Raw genomic sequence first — 18808 nt, forward strand, 5'->3', positions numbered from 1 at the left:
CCTTTCCTGGACCGCGCGACATGCAGAAAAAACACCTGTTCCTGGCCCTGCTGGTAACGGCCTTGTGGGGCCTGAACTTCCCCATCACCAAACTCGGCCTGGCCAGTGTCGATCCGTTGCTGCTCACCGCCTTGCGTTTCACCCTGGCGGCACTGCCCTGGGTGTTCCTGGTGCCGCGCCCGTCAGTGGCGCTCGGCTGGCTAGCGGCCTATGGGCTGATTTTCGGCGTAGCCATGTGGGCGCTGATCAACCTGGGGATCGATCAGGGCGTGGCTCCGGGCACCGCTTCGCTGTTGATCCAGTTCAGCGCCTTTTTCTCCCTGGGCTGGGGGGTGTTGCTGTTCGGCGAGCGCCTGCGCCTGCAGCAGGTTCTGGCCACGGCCATTGCCCTGTGGGGGCTGCTGCGGATCATCGGCGACAGCCCCGGGCACGCCACCAGTCTGGGTTACGCCTTGCTGTTGGTGAGCGCGTTCAGCTGGAGTGTGGGCAACGTCATCATCAAGCGCTGCGGGGTTCGGGAGGTGTTCGCCTTCGTGGTCTGGGCCAGCCTGTTTGCGCCGTTGCCGCTGCTGGCGTTGACCTGGATAAGCCATGGGAGTGCGCCGTTTCTGCAACTGGCCGGGCAGGTGTCCGTCAGTGCGGCCTTGTCCCTGATGTTTCAGGTCTATGCCGCAACGCACTTCTGTTACTGGGGCTGGAACCTGTTGTTGCGTGAGTATCCGGTTTCCCGGGTGGCGCCCTTGTCGCTGCTGATCCCGGTGTTCGGCATGGCCGGTTCGGTGCTGATCCTGGGGCAGCGGGTCGGGGTCGAGGAGGGCGTATCCATGGGCTTGATCCTGCTGGCGCTGGCAGTGGGGCAGTTCGACTGGCGCCGGTTTACGACCCTGCGCCGCAGCTCCGTGTAACCGCAGCCTCGCGGACTCGACAGCGGCAACAGTCAGCTGGGCAGAACGGCGTCATGGGGATTTTCATCCCTGTTCAGGCACCGTTCAGGGGCTGCGCGCGCAACATGTTCAGCCTTATGCCGCGCCCTTGGTGCGGCGCTTTCTGGTGGGGCGAAGATGGTTCGAGAAACGCGTTTAGGGATTGAGTCCTGGGGTATCTACCTGGTGGCCCTGCTGCTGTTCACCTTTGGCATCTGGGACGAGCAGCCCCAGGGATTCGACGGCCGTTGGGCGCTGTTTCTGCAGGAGATGTTCCGCCACGGCGCGAGCCTGTTCCCGACCACTTACGGCCAGCCGTATCCAGACTATCCGGGCACCGCGACCTTCTTCAGCTACCTGTTCGCCCAGGCCTTCGGCGCCCCCAATCACCTGGCCAATATCCTGCCCACCGCGCTGGCCTCGGCCGGGGTGCTGGCGCTGCTGTATCGCCTGCTGGCGCCTTCGGGGCGCACCTGGGCACTGCTCGCGGTGTTGCTCACGGCGCTCACCAGCCAGCTGTTGGACAAGTCCCGCTCGGTGTGTCTGGACCAGATGGTTTCGCTGCTGTGCCTGGGCGCTTTCTACCTGCTGCACAGCGGCGAGCAGCGTGGCTCGCGGCTGCGGCCACTGATGGTGCTGCCGCTGTTCGTGCTGGCCTTCGCCATTCGCGGGCCCTTGGGGCTGGTGGAGGTCTGCGGCGTGGTCTGCACCTATTGGCTGCTGGGCGAGAGTCGTACCCAGGAGGCGCGCCGTATCTTGTTCAAGCGCGTGCTTGGCTACGGTTTCAGCGGCCTGCTGTTGCTGGCTGCCTGTTGGTGGCTGTTACTGAAGCTGGCTTATGTCAGTGGCGGCGAGGCCTTTGTGCAGCAGGTCTACCACATGCAGGTGGGCGGGCGCCTGGATGAGAGTGGCGAGCCGTTCTACTTCTACTTCCAGTTGGCCCTGTACCGCTATTTCCCCGTGGTGCCCCTGGCCCTGGTGACGTTGTGGATGCTGCGCCGCCAAGTGTTCCGGCGCCATGCCGACCCGCAACTGCGCCTGGTACTGCGTCTTGGCGCCTGCGGCCTGATGATCCTGCTGGGCTTGTCGGTGCCACACTTCAAACGCGCCTATTACATCTTGCCCATGGTGCCGATGTTCGCCGCGGTGGCGGCCTATGGCCTGCTCATGATCCGGGGCAGGCTGGACAAGGTGCGCAGCGCCTACCTGTGGCTGGTGGGGTTGCTGCCGGGGGTGTGCATCCTGGTGCTGTTCGTCCTGCGTCACAACTGGCACAAGCACGGTTACTGGCCGCCGGTGTCCATGCCGTTGCTGATCGCGATCTTCGCCGTGTTGCAGCTGCTGGCACTGTATGGCTGGCGCAAGACCCTGGGCAGTTTCGGACGGCGTCTGGTGCTGCTCAGCGGCTTGGCCCTGGCGGCGCAATGGACGCTGCTGGTGGCGGTGGTGGACCCGGCCAAGGATCTGCAGTTCGACACTAAGGCCTTCGTTTCCCAGGTTGAGCAGTTGCGCCAGGCGAGCCCCGGGCCGCTGGTGTTCTTCAACCTGGGCCAGGACACCTGGGCGGTGCGCTACATGATGAACCTGGACCGCGACGAGCAACCGCTGTTCGTCAGCGGCGACGACCCCGGGCACCTGGATGCGCTGCCTCACGACTCCTGGGTGATCATCGCGCGCAAGGACCGGGGGCTGCTGGATAACACCTCGCTGGAGAATCAGCTGCCGGTGTTCGAAGGGCGGCTCAACGACAACCCCTGCCTGGTGTTCCAGTTGCAGTAAGTGCTTGGCTGCGCGTGGGATGGGCCGTATTTTTGACCACTGCGATCAACGCGACAACCAGGGAGTGGTCATGGAATGTCAGGTTCGTCCGGCCGTAGCAGCCGATGCCGCGCGGGTCAGCCAGGTGATCCTGGCGGCCTTGCTCACCAGTAATGCCCAGGACTATCCCGCCAGTGTGATCGAGCGGGTCAAGGCCAGTTTCACCACCGATGCCGTACGCCAACTGATGCAGCGCCGGCAGATGTTTGTCGCCCTGGTGGACGGCGAGTTGCTGGGCACCGCCAGCCTCGACGGGCGCGCGGTGCGTTCGGTGTTTGTCGACCCGGCGCACCACGGCCATGGCCTGGGCCGGCAACTCATGGCGGCGGTCGAGCAGGCGGCGCTGGATGCGGGCTTGACCTCGCTGGTGGTGCCCTCGTCGGTCACCGCCGAAGGCTTTTATGCCCGTCTGGGCTTTGTCCGGGTGCGCGAGCATTACGAGGGCGAGGAGCTGACGCTGATCATGGAACGGGCCCTGTCCTTGTAGGAACGAGCTTGCTCGCAATGGGCGTTAACGATAACGCGGGTTCGCTGGGGAAATGCGGCGCTCTGGGGATTTTCGCGAGCAAGCTCGCTCCTACAGTGCCGGGTTGAACTCAAGGCACCTGGGATACGCCCCGGGTGCCTGCCCCATCGAACGGCGCCTACGCTACCACCACCCGCCGTGGTCGCAGCCAGCCGATCACCACCGCGGCAATCAGCAGGAACCCCAGGTAGCCGAAGAACGGATAGACCTGCCCCACCAGGCTGATAAAACCCACCAGGCTGCCGACAAACGCCAGGACGCCGGCGGTTATCGAACCTAGGCGGAACTGTCGGGTGCCCGCTGGAAACAGCCGCGCAGAGAAGGAGTACAGGGTGCCCACGGCGGTGTTGAGGATCATGCAGAAGATGATCAGCGCCATCAGCAATCCAAGCGCCGGGGAGACTTCGCTGGCGATCGACAGCATGGGCATCGGCAGGTCCGCCACGCTGTCCAGGCGCGACAGCAGGCCTAGGCTCATCACCAGCATCAGCAGGCCCAGCAGGGCGCCGCCGAGGATGCCGCCCCACATTGCCTGTTTCTCGCCCTTGGCCGCGCCGCCCATGATTGCCAGGATCGGCACCCCGGCCACGATGTTGTAGGACACGTAGAGCAAGGCGCCCAGCAGCCAGTGGCTGGCGCCGGCTTCTTGCTTGGCCGCCAGTTGATTGAGTTCACCGAAGCTCAGGTCACGGGTGGCGGCGCCATACAGGGCCACGCCGACCGCGGTGATGATCAGGAAGGGCGTCACCGCGCCGATCATGCCGATGACCTTGTGCACGTCCAGGCACACGATGGCGACCACGATCAGGGTCACCAGCACGCTGCCGGCGATGGCCGGAATACCGAACTGCTGTTCCAGCAGGGCACCGCCGCCGGCCAGCATCACCACGGTCACGGCGAACATGAAGAAGGTAATCATCAGGTCCACCAGGGCGCCCAGGTGTTTGCCGCACAGGGCCTGCACCACGTCCTTGTGCGACGCCGCCCGCAGGCGGCTGCCCATGCTGGCCAGGGCCATGCCGAGGAAGGTGAACAGCGCGGCGCTGACCACCGCACCTGCCAGCCCCCAGACGCCGAAGTCGACGAACATCAACAGCAGTTCACGACCGGAGGCGAACCCCGCGCCGACAATCACACCGACGAAGGCGCCGGCGATCTTCAGACTTTCTTTCATGACGATTAGCCTCGATTTGTTGTTGTTATGTGGGGTGGACGGCCGCGTCATCTATTGGCGTGGCGGTCCTGGGCATCGCACTTGAGGGCTGGGGCGGGTGACTCAGCTTTCGCCGACCCAGGCCTGGACTTCGATCTCGACATCGACCCCCAGCGCCAGTTGGGCGCTGACGGTGGAGCGCACCGGGAAACCGTTCTTGAAGTGACGCTGGTAGACCTCGTTGAAGCCGGCGAAGTGCTGCATGTCGGTGAGCCAGACGGTGCTCTTCACGACTTGGTCGAAGCTGGCGCCGCACGCGGCCAGGGTTTCGCCGATGCGCGCCATGGCGGCCTCGGTTTGCACGCGGATGTCGCCGTGCACCACTTCGCCTTCGGCGCTCATCGGCACCTGGCCGGAGAGGAACAGAAAGCCGCCGACGCGGATCGCCCGGGAGAAGGGGTAGGGCAGGTGGCTGGGGTAACGCTGGATGTCATTGGACATGGCAAGGGCCTCGTGGGCTGGGTGGGTTAACGCAAGCGAGCGGGGGCCAGGGCCTGGGCATCGACGCCCTGGCTCAGCAGTTCTTCGGGGACCGGTTGCCCCAGCAGCAGGGCGCAGGCCAGTTGCGAGACGCCGGCCGCCGACTGGATGCCGTAGCCGCCCTGGGCGGCGAGCCAGAAAAAGCCTTCGCAACTGTCATCCCAGCCCACCACCAGATCGCCGTCGGCGACGAAGGAACGCAGGCCGGCCCAGCTGTGGCGCGGGCGGCGGATGCTCAGGGAGGTGACGTTCTCGATGTGGTAGATGCCGGTGGCGATGTCCAGCTCTTCGGGCATCACGTCCTGAGGCGGCACTGGGTCGGCATTGGCCGGGGAGCCGAGCAACTGGCCGGCGTCGGGCTTGAAGTAGAAGCTTTCGTCGATGCCGATCACCGCCGGCCAGCGGCTGAAATCTTCATCCAGCGGGCCGTCGAAAGTGAAGGCGCTGCGCCGGCAGGGCTGCAGGCCGATGGGGGCCACGCCGCACAGCTGGGCCACCTCATCGACCCAGGCACCGGCAGCGTTCACCAGATTGCGCGCCTGCAGGGAACGGCCATCGCTGAGTGTGAGGTTCCAGTGGCGGTCTTCGCGGCTGGCTTCGACGATCTGTATGTCGCACTCCAGCTGCCCACCGGCCCGGCGCATGGCCCGCAGGAAGCCCTGGTGCAGGGCGTGCACGTCCAGGTCCTGGGCGGCGGTTTCCAGCATCGCCCCGGCGACGGCGTCGGGGCGCAGGCAGGGCACCAGGGCCCGGGCCTGCTCGGCCGTGATCAGGCGCACATTGGCGGAACGGGCGCGGGTTTCATCGTAGGTCTGCTGCAATTGGTCCAGCTGTTCCTCGCTGGCGACGTACAGGCAGCCACGGGGTTCCATCAGCGGGTGTTCGCAGAAACCCTGCGGCGGCCGCTGGTAGAAAGCCCGGCTGGCGCGGGTCAGGGCCTGGATCTGCGGGGTGCCATAGGCCTCCATGAACATCGCCGCCGAGCGCCCGGTGGAGTGGTAGCCCGGCTGCGATTCACGCTCCAGCACCAGCACGCTGGCCTGCCCGGCCAGCCGATAGGCCAGGGAAGCACCGGCAATACCGGCGCCGATGATGACGAAGTCGAAGCATTGGTTCGCGTGCATGCCGGGGTTCCTGAATCGCTGGAAAATGACAGGGGTTAAAATTCTCACATACGAGAAATGTAAGATATGAGAATTTTCCAGTCAACCCGGAGTCATGGGTTAATATTTCGCCACGTGCCCCGGCCAGCGTCGCGGTTGCCCTTATTTGCCTGACAGAGAGCCCCAATGAGTTCCGACCGAGCCCAGCCCGCCTCGAGCTCCCACGCCCATCCACTGATCGACCGAACCCAGGTCGGCGCACGCCTGCGGACCATACGCAAAAACCAGAAGCTGACCCTCAAGCAGCTCTCGGAACGCTCCGGCGTCGCGCTGTCGACCTTGTCGAAAATGGAGCTGGCCCAAGTCTCGGTCAGCTACGAAAAACTCGCCGCCGCGGCCCGCGCCCTGGGCGTCGACATCGCCCAGCTGTTCACCCCCGCGCCGAACCTGACCCAGACCCGCAGCGCCCAGGTGCAACCGACCGTGGTCAGCACCACCATCGCCGACGCCCCCGGCTACAGCACCGGCAACTACGACTACCACCCCATGGCCGGCGACTTCCCCGGACGCAGCATGACCCCCATGTATGCGCGAATCTTTGCCCGCGAGCTGCAGCAGTTCGAGGATTACATCCGCCACCCCGGGCAGGAATTCGCCCTGGTGCTGTCGGGGCGGGTGCGGATTCAGTTCGAGACCGGAGAGGCCGTGAGCATCGGATCGCAGGAGACGGCGTACTTCAACAGCAGCGTCGGCCATATCTACCTGGCGGAAGGGGAGGAGGATGCGGAAGTGATGGTGGTGATGTCGGAGCGCTGAAGCCCCTGATCATCCTCTGCGCCCTCCTGAGTCATAGGCGGTTGGAGTTGAAGGTAATTAGAACTGTTGTGCAAAGCCCGGATTGTATTTGGTGCAGTTCAAATCCTGATCCTCGCCAGCATATCTTCGCCGTCTGCATCCATACCAACCTCGACAAACCCGAAACTGGAGTAAAACCCTTTAGCTACGATGTTGTTGGGGTTGTAGCAAATTTCAATTTCTTTCAAATCTGCGATCTGTTTTATTTCATGTAGGGCGAGGCCCAGCGCTACTCTACCGATGGATTTTCGCTGATGTTCTTTGTCCACCATAAAGCGCCAGATAGAAACTTTGCCTTTTGACTCTTGTACCCACATAAAGAAGCCTACAGGCTCTCCATCCGCGATTATGGCGCGTGTGAAGTAACCTGGGTTGTACGCAGCCTCAACGAGCGACCAGGTATTACTTGCCACGTAGTCTTCCTGCTCTTCAGTGACCTCCAGTTCACAAATCGCTTCATAGTTTTTTTGCGTTACTTGGGTAAGTGAGATTTTCATAAGTCTCCTGAACTGGGGTGTTGATAAGGCTCAATTAACTTTCACGGACATTCAGTTCCTCCTGCGCCTTCGCCAGCAGCGCGGCGAAAAGTGCGGCGCTGTCCTGCGGCAGGCTTCGCACTCTAGCTGTTGCAGTTCGCGGCAGTGCTGGGGCGGCGGGGGATTCCGGTTAGCTCTCCGTGCAGTTCCAAGTAAGGTTTGAACTCCTCTGCGGCGTTCGTGCGGTTTACGTCGTCACCAGACTGCGTCCGTCGGTTGTGGCCGCCGTACACCGGTACCTTTGGTTTGTGTCCTTACTCTTTCGTATGGTCCAGCCATTCTTGGTAGGTGATACGGCTAATGTGTTCTGTCCGATAGTCTTGGAGGAACTGGTTGTATTTGTTTTCTTCCGTGTGATGAAAGCGAAAGCCACACTTGGATTGAGCAGCATAGGACTGGATGTTGTTGGCGAAGTAACCACACCAAAGTGCTTTGAGATTCAGGTTTTCAAAGGCGTGTCGCATCACCTCACGCACGGCTTCCGGAGTCAGGCCTTTGCCCCAGTACGGCACACCGATCCAGTAGGCGATTTCACCTTCCTGCTCACTGATTTCAAAATTGCTGTTGCTGCCTATGAGAATGCCCACACAACCGACAGCACGGCGATTTTCCTTCAGTTCGACCGCGTACACCTCGGGGTGATTGAAGACCGTACGGATGATGTCGGCACTGTTCTCCACACTGGTATGGGGGGGCCAGCCAGCGATGGGACCGACTCGGGCGTCTTTGGCATATTCGTATAGATCGGCGGCGTCTGTGGCCTGCCAGGGGCGAAGCAAGAGTCGTTCTGTTTCAAGTGTCATGTCCTGTACCCGAATGGATTGGTTCGTTCGGGACAGAGTATTGAGAGACAGATCAGCGGTACACGCCAGTACCTCGGCTTTTTCGGTACTTTTCGAAACAGCTGCGCCAAGCGGTGATAGGATTTTGGCTCTTGTTTGTTGTAGCGCTGGGTCACTATGCATCACATTCCGAAACTTTCCGCTCCTGACGACTCGATGCGGATGGGAGAAACCACGCTAGCGGAAGGGCAAGGTTTACCGCTCTCCTTCGGTCACGCTTACTTGACGCTACTGGTATGCCTCTGCGGTAGTGCCCACTTCACACTTAACTTCAAAGAACATGCGGTTAGGCGCGGTGCTGTGATGCTGCTGGCTGAGGACACTATTGCCTTGCTCAAACGTCGCTCGCGCCGCTTCAAGGTGTTTTTCTGCCTTATGCCGAAAAGTTTTGCCGCAGAGGTTGCCTACCCACTGCCCAATACCTTGTTCGTATTTCTGCATGACCATCCTCATTGCGTTCCATCCAAGGACGACATGCCGCTGATAGAGAGCTGGGTGACACAGATGCGGAACATTGCGCAGACCTGTCCCACCTACCAACGCATCATGTTGCGCAATCAGCTGCAGAACCTCTTTTTGAAAATAGCCGAGCAACTTCCAGCCAACCAGATAGAAAACAGGGGATTCAGCCGGAAGGAAATGCTCAGTTGGCGCTTCTGGGAATTGATAGGCAAACATTGTGTGCGCCACAGAGATGTGAAGTTCTACGCCGACGCACTGAATATCACGCCGTTCTACCTGTCGCAGTTGACCAAAGCGTTTTTCAATGACACTCCCAAGGGCCTGATCGATCGGCAGGTAACCTTGGAGATCAAGGCTCTTCTTTCATACAGTGACTTGGCTATTGGCCGTGTGGCCGACGAATTGAACTTCGTCGACGCGTCTTACTTGTGTCGCTACTTCAAGCGCCAAACGGGAATTTCGCTCTCCCGTTATCGTAAGCACAAGAGGGAGGAGGGGGGGCAGGACTGACCTGCGGTCGAAATGGAGGAGGGAAGGCGCACTACATTTTGATTACATATATAGCGTTCGCTTGAGGTCGGCTGCCGCATTTCGCAGCAAGCAGCATTCGGCAGACTCTGTTGAGAATCGGGCTGCCTAAACGGATTGAATAGTGACCGGTTAAAACGCTTTTTTTGCAAACGACTAACTGAATTCTGAGTTCGGAAGCCTCTGCCGAAGTAAAGAGTTCGACTTCGGACGCATAATTTTCTTCTGCAGGAACCATGGGCGACTTTTTCAACGGAGTCAGCCAAATGCAGTCACTCGAATGCGTCTACTAAACCAGGGCGGTTCAGCACTCCATGACATCATTCGGTACTCCAAAAACTACCCCTGACGGGCTTGGAGTACCTTGTGGAATACAAGAAGGTGTGGATTTTGTCGGACGTCTGTGGACGCTAATAGACGCCAAGGCCCTGTATTTTCTGGATTTCAGGCACAAAAAAAGACGTCTGTGGACGTCTTTTCTTGTTCAGTTGGTGGGCCGGGGTAATTTGAATCTGTTCTGTAAGCTATTGATTTATAACATTAATAACAATTTTAATTTTTGGTTGGAATACCAATTGGAATACTGCGCTCCACTTGACCACCTGTTTGCATTCGATCTGACCAGCACGCTTCGTAACTATGATTGGCAGTGAACTGCCCAAACCGGCCGGTCGTGGCGTCTACGACATAAGGGTTGATTCAAGCTATCAATCCAGCAGCTACCACCCCGCTACTACCCCAAGATTGCTAGTTGGTTCAGAATGGTCTCCGTTGCAGCGCCGGTGCACATCCGGTGAACGATCGCATCCGTAGGTCATTCGTTCCTCTCCTCACTGCGTTCGCCCAGCTGCTTGACTAGAGACATTCCACACACAAGGAGGTAAGCCATTAATGGCAGGCGATGATTTGGTGCGCCCGAGCCGGGACGGCGATCAGTTTCACTATCATTGGGCAGCGCGCCATTGCCTTTCTCTCTTGCCGGGATTGGGTGATCTTGTAGCCATTTCTATCGAGGGGGCCTCTGTGGCGGAGGGGGGCAGATCCGTGGAGGATGGGGACGAGCTCATTGATGTTGGCTTTTACTACGGTAGTGAGAACGTTGAAGATGCGCGAAGCGTTCATTACGTCCAGCTGAAGCACTCAACGCGGCATGCTTCAACACCTTGGACGGCAAGCGGCCTCAAAAAGACCCTCAAAGGGTTTGCCAAGCGCTACACAGGACTCAGCTCCAAGTTTTCCGCAGAAACGCTCCAAGAGAAATTTAAATTTACTTACACAACCAACCGTCCTATCGACATAAAGGTGAAAGAGTCGATTGAGGATTTGAGACATGCTCAGCGTTCTCGTCATCCCACGGTTCGACAATCGCTCATACGCTATACCGGGCTGAGTATCAGTGCGGCTAAAGAGTTTTTCAAAATTTTCTCGGTGGAAGAAGGTGAACCAGGGCTTTGGGCGCAGCGGAACCTACTCAGCCTTGATATCGCTGTGTATCTGGCTGGCACAGACTATGATTCTCCGGTTCAGCTCAAAGAGCTCGTCTCCCGCAAAGCCACGTCTGAATTCGCTCATGACCCTTCTATTCGCAGACACGATGTATTGCGGGCCTTGAAGGTCACGGAGCCGGAATTGCTTCCGGCTCAATGCTTGATTGCTTCTCCCACTAATGCGATGTCTCGAGAGCAAGAGGGCGAAATCCTTGCGTATTTGCTCACTTCTACGCAATCAGTAGTTCTGCACGCCGACGGTGGTGTCGGCAAGTCAGTGTTAGCTTCACGCTTGGCGGCATTGATGCCCAACGACTCCGTTGCGGTGCTTTATGACTGCTTCGGCGACGGACTTTATCGAAACGTACTGCACTATCGCCACCGACACCGCGATGCACTCGTCCAGATTGCCAACGAGCTCGCCTCCCTGAGCCTTTGTCATCCGCTAATACCATCTGCCCATGTGGATGCTAAGGATTTGATGCGTGCGTTCTTGGGCAGGCTTAACCAAGCCATTGCTGTAATACGCGGGCGTGATCCTGACGCATGTTTGTGCCTGCTCATAGATGCTGCGGACAACGCCGATATGGTTGCTGAAGAGTTGGGCGAGCGAGCATTTGTCCGAGACCTGATCCAGCTGGAATTACCAGATGGCGTGAAATTGGTAATGACCTGCAGGACGCACCGTAGGGAGCGCTTGGGAAGTCTGGTTAATGTTCATCAGATCGAGCTAAAGCCCTTCAGCAAAGCAGAAACTGCTGTGCACTTGCGTTGCAAATTCCCGGATGCGACTGAAGCGAACGTAGCTGAATTCGCATTTCTGACGAGTTCTAACCCTCGAGTTCAGGCTCTGGCTTTGAGTCGTGGGTTGCCGATGGGGCAGATGCTGAGAGAGCTCGGCCCCGCGCCTTCCACGGTCGAATCAGCAATTGGTGACTTGCTGCAGCTTTCCGTTGAAAAACTAAAAGAGCGGGAAGGGAATACGGAGGTCGCTCAAATCGATCTTATCTGTCAGGGACTGGCTGTGCTTCGGCCACTAGTGCCTGTCTCAGTTCTGGCACAGATCTCTGGCATATCTGAGGGTGCAGTTCGAAGCTTTGCATATGATCTTGACCGCCCGCTAGTCGTCAAAGGAGATAGCCTTCACTTCCTTGATGAGCCTACTGAAACATGGTTCAGAGAGCGGTTCAAGCCAACGCCAGCGATACTCGCCTCGTTCTTGGAGCGTCTACGACCGCTCGCGAAAAGTAGTTCTTATGTTGCCTCCACGATCCCTCAATTACTCCTGTCGGCCGGGTACCTGGATGAGCTTGTCGAATTAGCTCTATCTGAAGACGGCCTGCCCACCACAAATCCGATCGAGCGTCGGGATGTGGAGCTTCAGCGGCTTACATTTGCGCTCAAAGCATGTTTGCAAAAAAGGCGCTATGCCGACGCGGCGAAGTTGGCATTAAAGGGAGGAGGTGAGGCCGCCGGAGAGTCGCGTCAGATCAAGCTCATTCAGACCAATACTGATATTGCCGCTCATCTCCTTGCACCAGACAGAATTGAAGAACTCGTCTCAAGACGCACATTCGACGGCGGTTGGATGGGAGCACACCATGCTTACGATGCAGGCCTGCTCTCAGGTCGCGATCAGTTTAAAGCGGAGGCTGGTAGCCATCTCCGTATGGCGATGGACTGGTTATACGCGTGGTCAAGACGTCCTCAAAGAAAACGAGAAGCTGAGCAGGTCGACGATGCTGATCGAGCTGAAATCGCCATGGCTTACTTACGAGTCGAGGGGCCGGAGGAGGCCACGAAGTTTTTGAGTCGGTGGAAACCTCGCCGGCTCGCGTTTGACGCGAGTAGGCTGCTCGCCAGTCGGCTCGTCGACTTGGGGCAACTCGATCAGTTGGATTTGCTCGCCATCCACTCCGCGAACAACCTCTGGATTCTGCTGGGGTTAATAACGGAGGCTGCACGAATCGGTCATTGCATTCCCCCGGAGCCCATGGCCAGGGTCATGCGTGTCCTGATGGATCAACGTGTAAAACTAAACAAGAACTCCCAGTGGGAAGGTCGTTGGGAACTGCTAGACGCTGTTACATCTGCGGTAGCAACGTCGCTAAAGGTACTGCCGCGGCAGGACGATGCCTGGGCAGATTTACTATGCCGGTACCTACCCGAACGGCCCCCATCGGAACTCACAGATCGTTTTGGCTCACATCGTGGGTCGTTACTACGAGCCTACGCTTTGGAGTCGGCGCTACGAGGCAAGTCTCTCCTACTAGTCGACATAGCACCTCCTGACATCCGAGATGAGATGGAAAACAAAGCTTCGCGGGGAGGAGGCGGGGACGCCGCCGCTTTCAGACTCGCCATCGGCGGCGTGTTGTCTTGGTATGTGCTCGCTGCGGAAATCTCTTGTGGAAGAGCGCCGGCCGACTTGGCCAGCGCCATCGAACAGGCGCTGAAAGCCACTGAGAGCGCTGCGTCAAAGGACTACCAAGGCCAATTTAATATCCACCAGGTTGCAGCAGTAGAGTGGATACGCATACTCAATGCCTCCTCCACGACTGACACTGGACGTGTCGATGTGCTCCGGGCTTGGTGTCATGCTCGAAGGGAGCAATGGTGGCCGGCAACTCTTACTGCCATGTGCTGGATAGCTGCTCGAGCCAAGGGCATGCAGGACTTTTCGTTGGTGCTTGCGATAGCAGCTTTCGAAACGTTGGAAAACTCCAGAGAGCATGCTGACTCAAGAGCCGACGACTATTTACGCCTGGCTCGTGCAGTGTTTCCTGCCAATAGTAATGAAGCTGCGGCTTATTTTGATAGGGCAGTGGAGATCTCGAGTCGTATCGGCGACGAGAATTTGGACCGTTGGAGCGCACTACTGCATTTGGCGGAGGCCGCTGCGCAGCGTGGTGCTTCCCGTTCGCGCTCTGCTTACAGGCTTTCACGGGCCGCTGAGCTCACGTATGAATATGTGGCTCGCGACAAACATTTCGACTGGAATAGAACGGTCGATGCTCTTCTCTCTTCATGTCCTTCCTCAACGTTCTCTATTCTTAGTCGGTGGCGTGACAGGGATTTTGGCGATGCCGGGCGGTTGATCGGGATCGCTGTCCATAGTCTGGTTCACTCTGGCGAGCTTCCAGCCTTCGCCCCGTTGGTGTTATACGGTCTGGATGCTGGTTGGGATGGGCTCACTGACATCCAACAGGCGGTGTTAGCGGAGACTGATCAGGAGCGGAGAAAACTCATGCTTCAGATCGGTTATCGCTATCTGAGAGTAGAGCCTCAAAAGACCGATACCTGGATAGGGCTTGCGGAGCTCGGCCGCTCTCTGAAGCTTGAGCTTTTAGACCTGGATAGGTTGATTGCCGCAGCAGAGGCAGAGTCTGCTAGCAAAACTACTCCAGGTGATCATTCTGATCTTGATGATGAGCCGAAGGCAATTCAAGCGGGCTGGGATACCCTTTTTGCTGAGATTGACTTTTCTAGTCCGGAAGACCTCCGGAAGGCTTATAAAGGACGAAGTTCTATCGCACCTGGATCCACACCAGTCGAGTTTTTCCAGCAAGCTTTGCAGCATAGCGGGATGAGCCGAAGCGTTGGATTTGTGCGGGCTATTGCCGCTTGGCCAGACTTCGGATTGTTCGAGTTGCGGTACCTTTTGGATGCCATCCCTAAGGCGAGCCGCAAGCTGCTTTCGTTGCGCAAAGCTTTGAATGAAGCAACTCTAGCCGCTTGCCGTAACACCCCTGAGTATGCGCGGCGTACCGGCTGGGGAAATGTTTTCCCCTTTGAGGACCTTTATAGAGATGGCATCGTATCCGAAGATGAAGTGGTAGGTGCTGTGCTGCAAAGCTTTGAGAAAATTGAGGCTTTTGATGCTGCTGATTTCTTCCTACTGATAGACCCACTCTCTTTCCGTCTTCGACCCGATGAAGCCGATGGCGTCTTGAACTTCGGGCTGGACCTCCTCGAAGACATTCTTGAACCTGAAGATGGCGATGGGCCTTGGACTGATGACTTGATGCCTCCCTCTTCGTGTCTTATCTCGCTGGCTGGATACCTCTGGGTTAGCCTTGGGTCTCCTACGGCGTCAGAGCGTTGGAAGGCTGCGCATGTGATAAGAGCATGCATCGAACTTGACTGGAGAGAACTACTGTTGGCTCTGGTTGAGCGGGCCGATGCTGGCAACGGGAGCCCGTTCACTGATCAAGGCCTTCCTTTTTATGAATGGCATGCTCAGCAGTGGTTGTTGATAGCGCTTGCGCGTGGAGCACTCGATCGTCCTGAGGCTGTGATCCCATTTGTACCCTACCTGAAGAGATCAGCCGCCATGAAGCATGTGCTGATTCGCCACTTTGCCCGCGAAACGCTACTCGTCATGCATCGTACAGGAGCCCATATCCTAGAGGATGTTCCCGAGCTGCAAGCTGTGAATGCTAGCCAGCTTCCATTACTAGCTGGTCAGCGATGGCAACGGAAACGGTTGAACGAGACGTGTGAAGACGGCGGCGTTTCCGATGACGAAAAGTACTACTTCGGCATCGACATCAGCCCCTACTGGTTCGCTCCGTTGGGAGAGGTGTTTGGGCTTAGTGAGACATCGATAGAGGTCCGGGCGAGACGGGTACTTCGTGATCAAATGCCTATCACGTACGCCCTTGGCAGGGACGACCCGCGCTACAAACGAAAACTGTTTCCCAGTCTCGCCACCAGTCATTCGCACGGGTCAATGCCACGTGTAGATGATCTGCGGGCATATCATGCCTATCACGCCATGATGCTGGTCGCCGCTGACTTGTTGGAGACACACCCCGTAGGTACCTGTGAGTACGAGCTTAAGAATGACTTCCAAGTTTGGCTTCAAAGCCGATTACTCACCCGAGTCGACGGTCGTTGGCTTGCGGATCGTCGCGATCCTAATCTGACCAATCCTCCGATCAAGCTCCAGGGGGACAGCGCCCATAGCTGGTACTGGAGAGTCACGAAAGACTATCTGCACAGCCAATTGCGAGCGGATGACGGCCTTCAAGTTTTGTATGGGCATTGGTCAAGTGGCCACAGGGATGATGTTGAGAACATTAAGGTACAAAGTGCTTTCGTCTCTAAGGATGGTGCTGCGGCACTTCTTGCAGCCTTGCAGACGTCTCCTGTTGAGAACAGATTTTACATCCCTAGAGCGGATGAGTCGGAACCTGCGGGGGAAGCGTTCCGGATTTCTGCATGGGTTACTGACGAAAATTTAAGTGCACAGCTGGATGAGTATGATCCGTGGGCAGCAAAAATGGATTATCCAGGTCCGCAACCGTTACCCCACATCATCAGTGAGCTCGGACTTACCGCTTGCCCAGACCTCAGGCGATGGAGATCACCGTCAGGGGCGCTGTTGCGCAGCGAGTCATGGACTCGGTCCGTCGGTTACGGGCGAGACCATGATCACCTCTCAGGTACCCGACTAAGTTGCGATAGCTCGTTTTTGGGCGAGCTCCTGCAAGCGCATCCGCACGAGCAATTATTAATCTGCGTATCCGTACGACGGGTGCCTCCACGAGATAATGAAGCTCAGTTTGAGCCTTATCCGTGGCCCTATGAACACTATTACTTGATAGGCAACGATGAAATCACTCGAACGCTCTAAAGCTGTAGTGGATTTGGGTAAGCGGCTGATCGCTGAGCTCAACCTCGCCGACGATCTGTTAACCCAATGGATGGCGCACATGATTGCCGAGCGGATCGATGCCACAGAAAAGGCATCGAACGAGGACAAAGTGGCGGCGCAGGATGCGTGTCAGCAGGCGATTTTCAACTTATGGGAGCGTCGGAACAGTATTCCGTTGGAAGCGAGGCCGCTCCAGGAGCTTGAGCCACTCATCCACACGTTGGACTCCCTCAATGTTGATAGCGCAGTGCGTTACCGGCACTTCCAGGAGAGGCCAAGCGACGAAGAAATGGATGCTGTGGAGGGCTCTGCGAAGAATTTTCTCGAACTCGCGCGGAGGCTCGATTACTCGGCTCGTGTGCTAATCCACTTTTTGATTAGCTCGGCAGCAAAGGATGCTGCCGAGCAAGCGATTCCCTGGTTGGAAGCGCTGGCCAAGGCCGGTGCGGATTCCAGATATGTGCTGCCATATGTACAGTTTGCGCTAAATGGCCCGGGCGCTCACGAAGCTAATGAGCGCGAGCTAAAGTCTCTGGCGGAAAAGATCGAACATCTGGAGTCATTTTCTAATATCGCCACTGGAGTCGCTACAGAATTGAGGTCGCGGATGGCTCAACTCGAAGGTGAGGGGGGCGGTGGTGAGTCCGACTCTGAGCCATGAGATGGCATACCTATGCAGTTGAATCAGGTCGTTGGCACCACGATGTCATTACTCGCCTCATGCTGTAGGCGGCGCCCCCCAACTCATTTCTGTAATCTCACTTAGATGCTACGACCAGCCGCTTCGGGTCCAGGCTGTGTGAAAACGCATGCACCGTTTTGAAGTGTCTGCCAGTGTTTGGTTAGTCAGCAGACATGAAATTTGCGTAGAAACGCGATATTCGTTTCGATTCTGACTGTAGAACTTGCTCTAGAACGTTTTCACACAGCCTGCACCCAAAGCGGCTTTTTATCTTTCTCGGGAGTGCCCACCGTCAAGCAAGAAAAAGCCAGTGATCGATACGCCTGCTATCCGAAGTTCTCGCTCCGCGGTGTACTACCCTCCGAGGGTAAATAGTCAAGGTACTCAGAGATCGAAGCGAAGGCTATCTGACTTCTGATCGAGAAGAGCGATGAAATCCGTACCGCTCTCAATTTGCTTAACATCGGCCAACGAGAACACCAATAAGAAAGTGCCGTCGCGATCGTACGCTGACTGAATTTCTCGCAACGCGTCAAGACCAGTCCCCTCGCCTGTGATCCCGTTCTTTGCGAACAGAATGCCGAGTTGTGTCTTTGCCTTGCGCAGCTTGCCTAAGAAATCGCGGACGGGAGCTACACCAACTGGGCTGCTCCAGTTTTTGCACTCAATCAGGCAGTATCGACCTAGCTCCTCAAATAATGGGATGTCGAACTTCGATCCTCGATACTCGACTACAAGGTCTATCTCGCTGGATCGTGTAATGAGATTGCGGTACTTGCAGTGCAAAGATGGGGCGTTAGTAAAAAGTAAAGTAGCGAGTTCTTCAAGGGAGCGCCCCTTATCTTGATTGGTAGTCGCTGTTTCCACTTGTACGATCAAGTCGGCAATGGCCGCGCGCCCTTGCTTAATCTCGTGCTCACTTTGCGTCCAGCGTCCAAGTCGACCCAGCAATTCGGATGCGTCCGCGCCACTTAAATTGGCCAAATCGAATAATCCGACAGTTTCACCATCATCGACGGCAAGCTGTGATCTGCCAATAGTCATCCCCAAAGGACTACCGAGCGCTGACATATACGTACGAAGCTGTCGCAAGGAGTGTTCGTTGAGGCGCAAGCTGCTGCTCTTAATCTCAATAACTATCCACGGACGTGCTCCTACTGCAGGTGCGAGTACGACATCAGCACGCATTGCGCCGACGCTGTATTCGTACAGGGTTTCAGACTCCGCGTAACCAAGAGCACTCACAAGTTGAGGGATAATCGATCTCGTAAAGTCAAGTTCCGTGGCATGCGCACTAGCCGGAATCTCTCTAAGTATGCGTTGTAGCTCTCCAGCAGATTCGCTCAGGTAGCGCTTCAGTCTTACTTGCCCTTTCGGTGTAAGCACAGTGCGACCGTCGGCTATCATTTTTTCCATCACCTCTCTTCGGTATCTCCAGTGCCGATTCGGAGGAGGGGAGTTTCCTAAGATTGAATAGGAAAGCGCAGGTCGGTCACCGTAGGCTGTCGCGTCCAACATCACATAGGGACCGCGTGGATCGCTATCCGGATTGCGGTAATGTGCAGAGGGGGAATCCGCGTTGCCAACGCTTGAATCAAGCCTGTTCTTCATTGAGATCGCTGTTCCAATTTTGATCTGCGGGTAAGAGGATGGAGTGTAGAAGAAATGGCTGCAGAATTTAACAAAGTGATCAA

13 protein-coding genes are annotated in these 18808 nt (G+C 57.3%); 7 read left to right on the forward strand and 6 right to left on the reverse strand.

Annotated elements, in window-relative coordinates; translation table 11 throughout:
- Positions 1-20 precede the first annotated feature (20 nt).
- The 3 genes from P7C00_RS04500 to P7C00_RS04510 all read left to right on the forward strand — a co-directional run bounded on the left by P7C00_RS04500 (position 21) and on the right by P7C00_RS04510 (position 3228).
- The gene (locus tag P7C00_RS04500; RefSeq protein WP_404938201.1) at positions 21-905 is read left to right on the forward strand and encodes an EamA family transporter; all 885 of its coding nucleotides are present in this window, start codon (positions 21-23) and stop codon (positions 903-905) included.
- A 156-nt stretch (positions 906-1061) separates the two neighbouring features.
- Positions 1062-2702, forward strand: a complete 1641-nt coding sequence (locus tag P7C00_RS04505; RefSeq protein ID WP_346633688.1) for a glycosyltransferase family 39 protein — start codon at positions 1062-1064, stop codon at positions 2700-2702.
- 70 nt (positions 2703-2772) lie between these two features.
- Positions 2773-3228 carry a GNAT family N-acetyltransferase gene (locus tag P7C00_RS04510; RefSeq protein ID WP_346633687.1) on the forward strand — a complete coding sequence of 152 codons (456 nt, stop codon included), beginning with the start codon at positions 2773-2775 and terminating at the stop codon, positions 3226-3228.
- Between the two features lie 157 nt (positions 3229-3385).
- On the opposite strand, the gene P7C00_RS04515 is transcribed toward P7C00_RS04510, so the two are convergent.
- From P7C00_RS04515 to P7C00_RS04525, 3 genes are all read right to left on the reverse strand, one after another.
- The gene (locus P7C00_RS04515) at positions 3386-4441 is read right to left on the reverse strand and encodes a hypothetical protein (RefSeq protein ID WP_346633686.1); all 1056 of its coding nucleotides are present in this window, start codon (positions 4439-4441) and stop codon (positions 3386-3388) included.
- Positions 4442-4543: 102 nt separating this feature from the next.
- Positions 4544-4921, reverse strand: a complete 378-nt coding sequence (locus P7C00_RS04520) for a RidA family protein (RefSeq protein ID WP_346633685.1) — start codon at positions 4919-4921, stop codon at positions 4544-4546.
- A gap of 26 nt (positions 4922-4947) precedes the next feature.
- Complete coding sequence (locus P7C00_RS04525; protein ID WP_404938202.1) at positions 4948-6084, reverse strand: NAD(P)/FAD-dependent oxidoreductase; 1137 nt, start codon at positions 6082-6084, stop codon at positions 4948-4950.
- Positions 6085-6249: 165 nt separating this feature from the next.
- On the opposite strand from P7C00_RS04525, the gene P7C00_RS04530 reads away from it, so the two are divergent.
- Positions 6250-6879 carry an XRE family transcriptional regulator gene (locus P7C00_RS04530; protein ID WP_346633683.1) on the forward strand — a complete coding sequence of 210 codons (630 nt, stop codon included), beginning with the start codon at positions 6250-6252 and terminating at the stop codon, positions 6877-6879.
- A 98-nt stretch (positions 6880-6977) separates the two neighbouring features.
- Here P7C00_RS04530 and P7C00_RS04535 read toward each other — a convergent pair whose 3' ends face one another.
- Together P7C00_RS04535 and P7C00_RS04540 are read right to left on the reverse strand one after the other, a co-directional pair.
- Positions 6978-7415, reverse strand: a complete 438-nt coding sequence (locus tag P7C00_RS04535) for a GNAT family N-acetyltransferase (protein WP_041774060.1) — start codon at positions 7413-7415, stop codon at positions 6978-6980.
- Positions 7416-7708: 293 nt separating this feature from the next.
- Complete coding sequence (locus tag P7C00_RS04540; RefSeq protein ID WP_015634094.1) at positions 7709-8257, reverse strand: GNAT family N-acetyltransferase; 549 nt, start codon at positions 8255-8257, stop codon at positions 7709-7711.
- A 156-nt stretch (positions 8258-8413) separates the two neighbouring features.
- Between P7C00_RS04540 and P7C00_RS04545 the strand changes: the two genes are divergently transcribed.
- The 3 genes from P7C00_RS04545 to avs3b all read left to right on the forward strand — a co-directional run bounded on the left by P7C00_RS04545 (position 8414) and on the right by avs3b (position 17093).
- Positions 8414-9268, forward strand: coding sequence for a helix-turn-helix domain-containing protein (locus tag P7C00_RS04545; RefSeq protein WP_404938203.1), 855 nt, complete (start codon positions 8414-8416; stop codon positions 9266-9268).
- Positions 9269-10177: 909 nt separating this feature from the next.
- Positions 10178-16411 carry an NACHT domain-containing protein gene (locus P7C00_RS04550; RefSeq protein WP_404938204.1) on the forward strand — a complete coding sequence of 2078 codons (6234 nt, stop codon included), beginning with the start codon at positions 10178-10180 and terminating at the stop codon, positions 16409-16411.
- Entirely contained in the window at positions 16389-17093 is a 705-nt protein-coding gene (gene avs3b, locus P7C00_RS04555) for an AVAST type 3 anti-phage proein Avs3b (RefSeq protein ID WP_404938205.1), read from the forward strand. Before P7C00_RS04550 ends, avs3b begins: the two co-directional genes overlap by 23 nt.
- A 405-nt stretch (positions 17094-17498) precedes the next feature.
- Here avs3b and P7C00_RS04560 read toward each other — a convergent pair whose 3' ends face one another.
- Complete coding sequence (locus tag P7C00_RS04560) at positions 17499-18530, reverse strand: type I restriction enzyme HsdR N-terminal domain-containing protein (RefSeq protein ID WP_404938206.1); 1032 nt, start codon at positions 18528-18530, stop codon at positions 17499-17501.
- Positions 18531-18808 lie beyond the last annotated feature (278 nt).

The sequence above is a fragment of the Pseudomonas sp. JDS08PS003 genome (genome assembly GCF_045013505.1).
Taxonomy (GTDB): domain Bacteria; phylum Pseudomonadota; class Gammaproteobacteria; order Pseudomonadales; family Pseudomonadaceae; genus Aquipseudomonas; species Aquipseudomonas protegens_B.

Excerpts from the sequence above, each read along its gene's own strand:
- P7C00_RS04545 (WP_404938203.1), top strand. The coding sequence starts at position 8,414 with ATGCATCACATTCCGAAACTTTCCGCTCCTGACGACTCGATGCGGATG.
- P7C00_RS04525 (WP_404938202.1), bottom strand. The coding sequence starts at position 6,084 with ATGCACGCGAACCAATGCTTCGACTTCGTCATCATCGGCGCCGGTATT.
- P7C00_RS04505 (WP_346633688.1), top strand. The coding sequence starts at position 1,062 with ATGGTTCGAGAAACGCGTTTAGGGATTGAGTCCTGGGGTATCTACCTG.
- P7C00_RS04530 (WP_346633683.1), top strand. The coding sequence starts at position 6,250 with ATGAGTTCCGACCGAGCCCAGCCCGCCTCGAGCTCCCACGCCCATCCA.
- P7C00_RS04515 (WP_346633686.1), bottom strand. The coding sequence starts at position 4,441 with ATGAAAGAAAGTCTGAAGATCGCCGGCGCCTTCGTCGGTGTGATTGTC.
- P7C00_RS04540 (WP_015634094.1), bottom strand. The coding sequence starts at position 8,257 with ATGACACTTGAAACAGAACGACTCTTGCTTCGCCCCTGGCAGGCCACA.
- P7C00_RS04560 (WP_404938206.1), bottom strand. The coding sequence starts at position 18,530 with ATGGAAAAAATGATAGCCGACGGTCGCACTGTGCTTACACCGAAAGGG.
- P7C00_RS04520 (WP_346633685.1), bottom strand. The coding sequence starts at position 4,921 with ATGTCCAATGACATCCAGCGTTACCCCAGCCACCTGCCCTACCCCTTC.
- P7C00_RS04550 (WP_404938204.1), top strand. The coding sequence starts at position 10,178 with ATGGCAGGCGATGATTTGGTGCGCCCGAGCCGGGACGGCGATCAGTTT.
- P7C00_RS04510 (WP_346633687.1), top strand. The coding sequence starts at position 2,773 with ATGGAATGTCAGGTTCGTCCGGCCGTAGCAGCCGATGCCGCGCGGGTC.
- P7C00_RS04500 (WP_404938201.1), top strand. The coding sequence starts at position 21 with ATGCAGAAAAAACACCTGTTCCTGGCCCTGCTGGTAACGGCCTTGTGG.
- avs3b (WP_404938205.1), top strand. The coding sequence starts at position 16,389 with ATGAAATCACTCGAACGCTCTAAAGCTGTAGTGGATTTGGGTAAGCGG.
- P7C00_RS04535 (WP_041774060.1), bottom strand. The coding sequence starts at position 7,415 with ATGAAAATCTCACTTACCCAAGTAACGCAAAAAAACTATGAAGCGATT.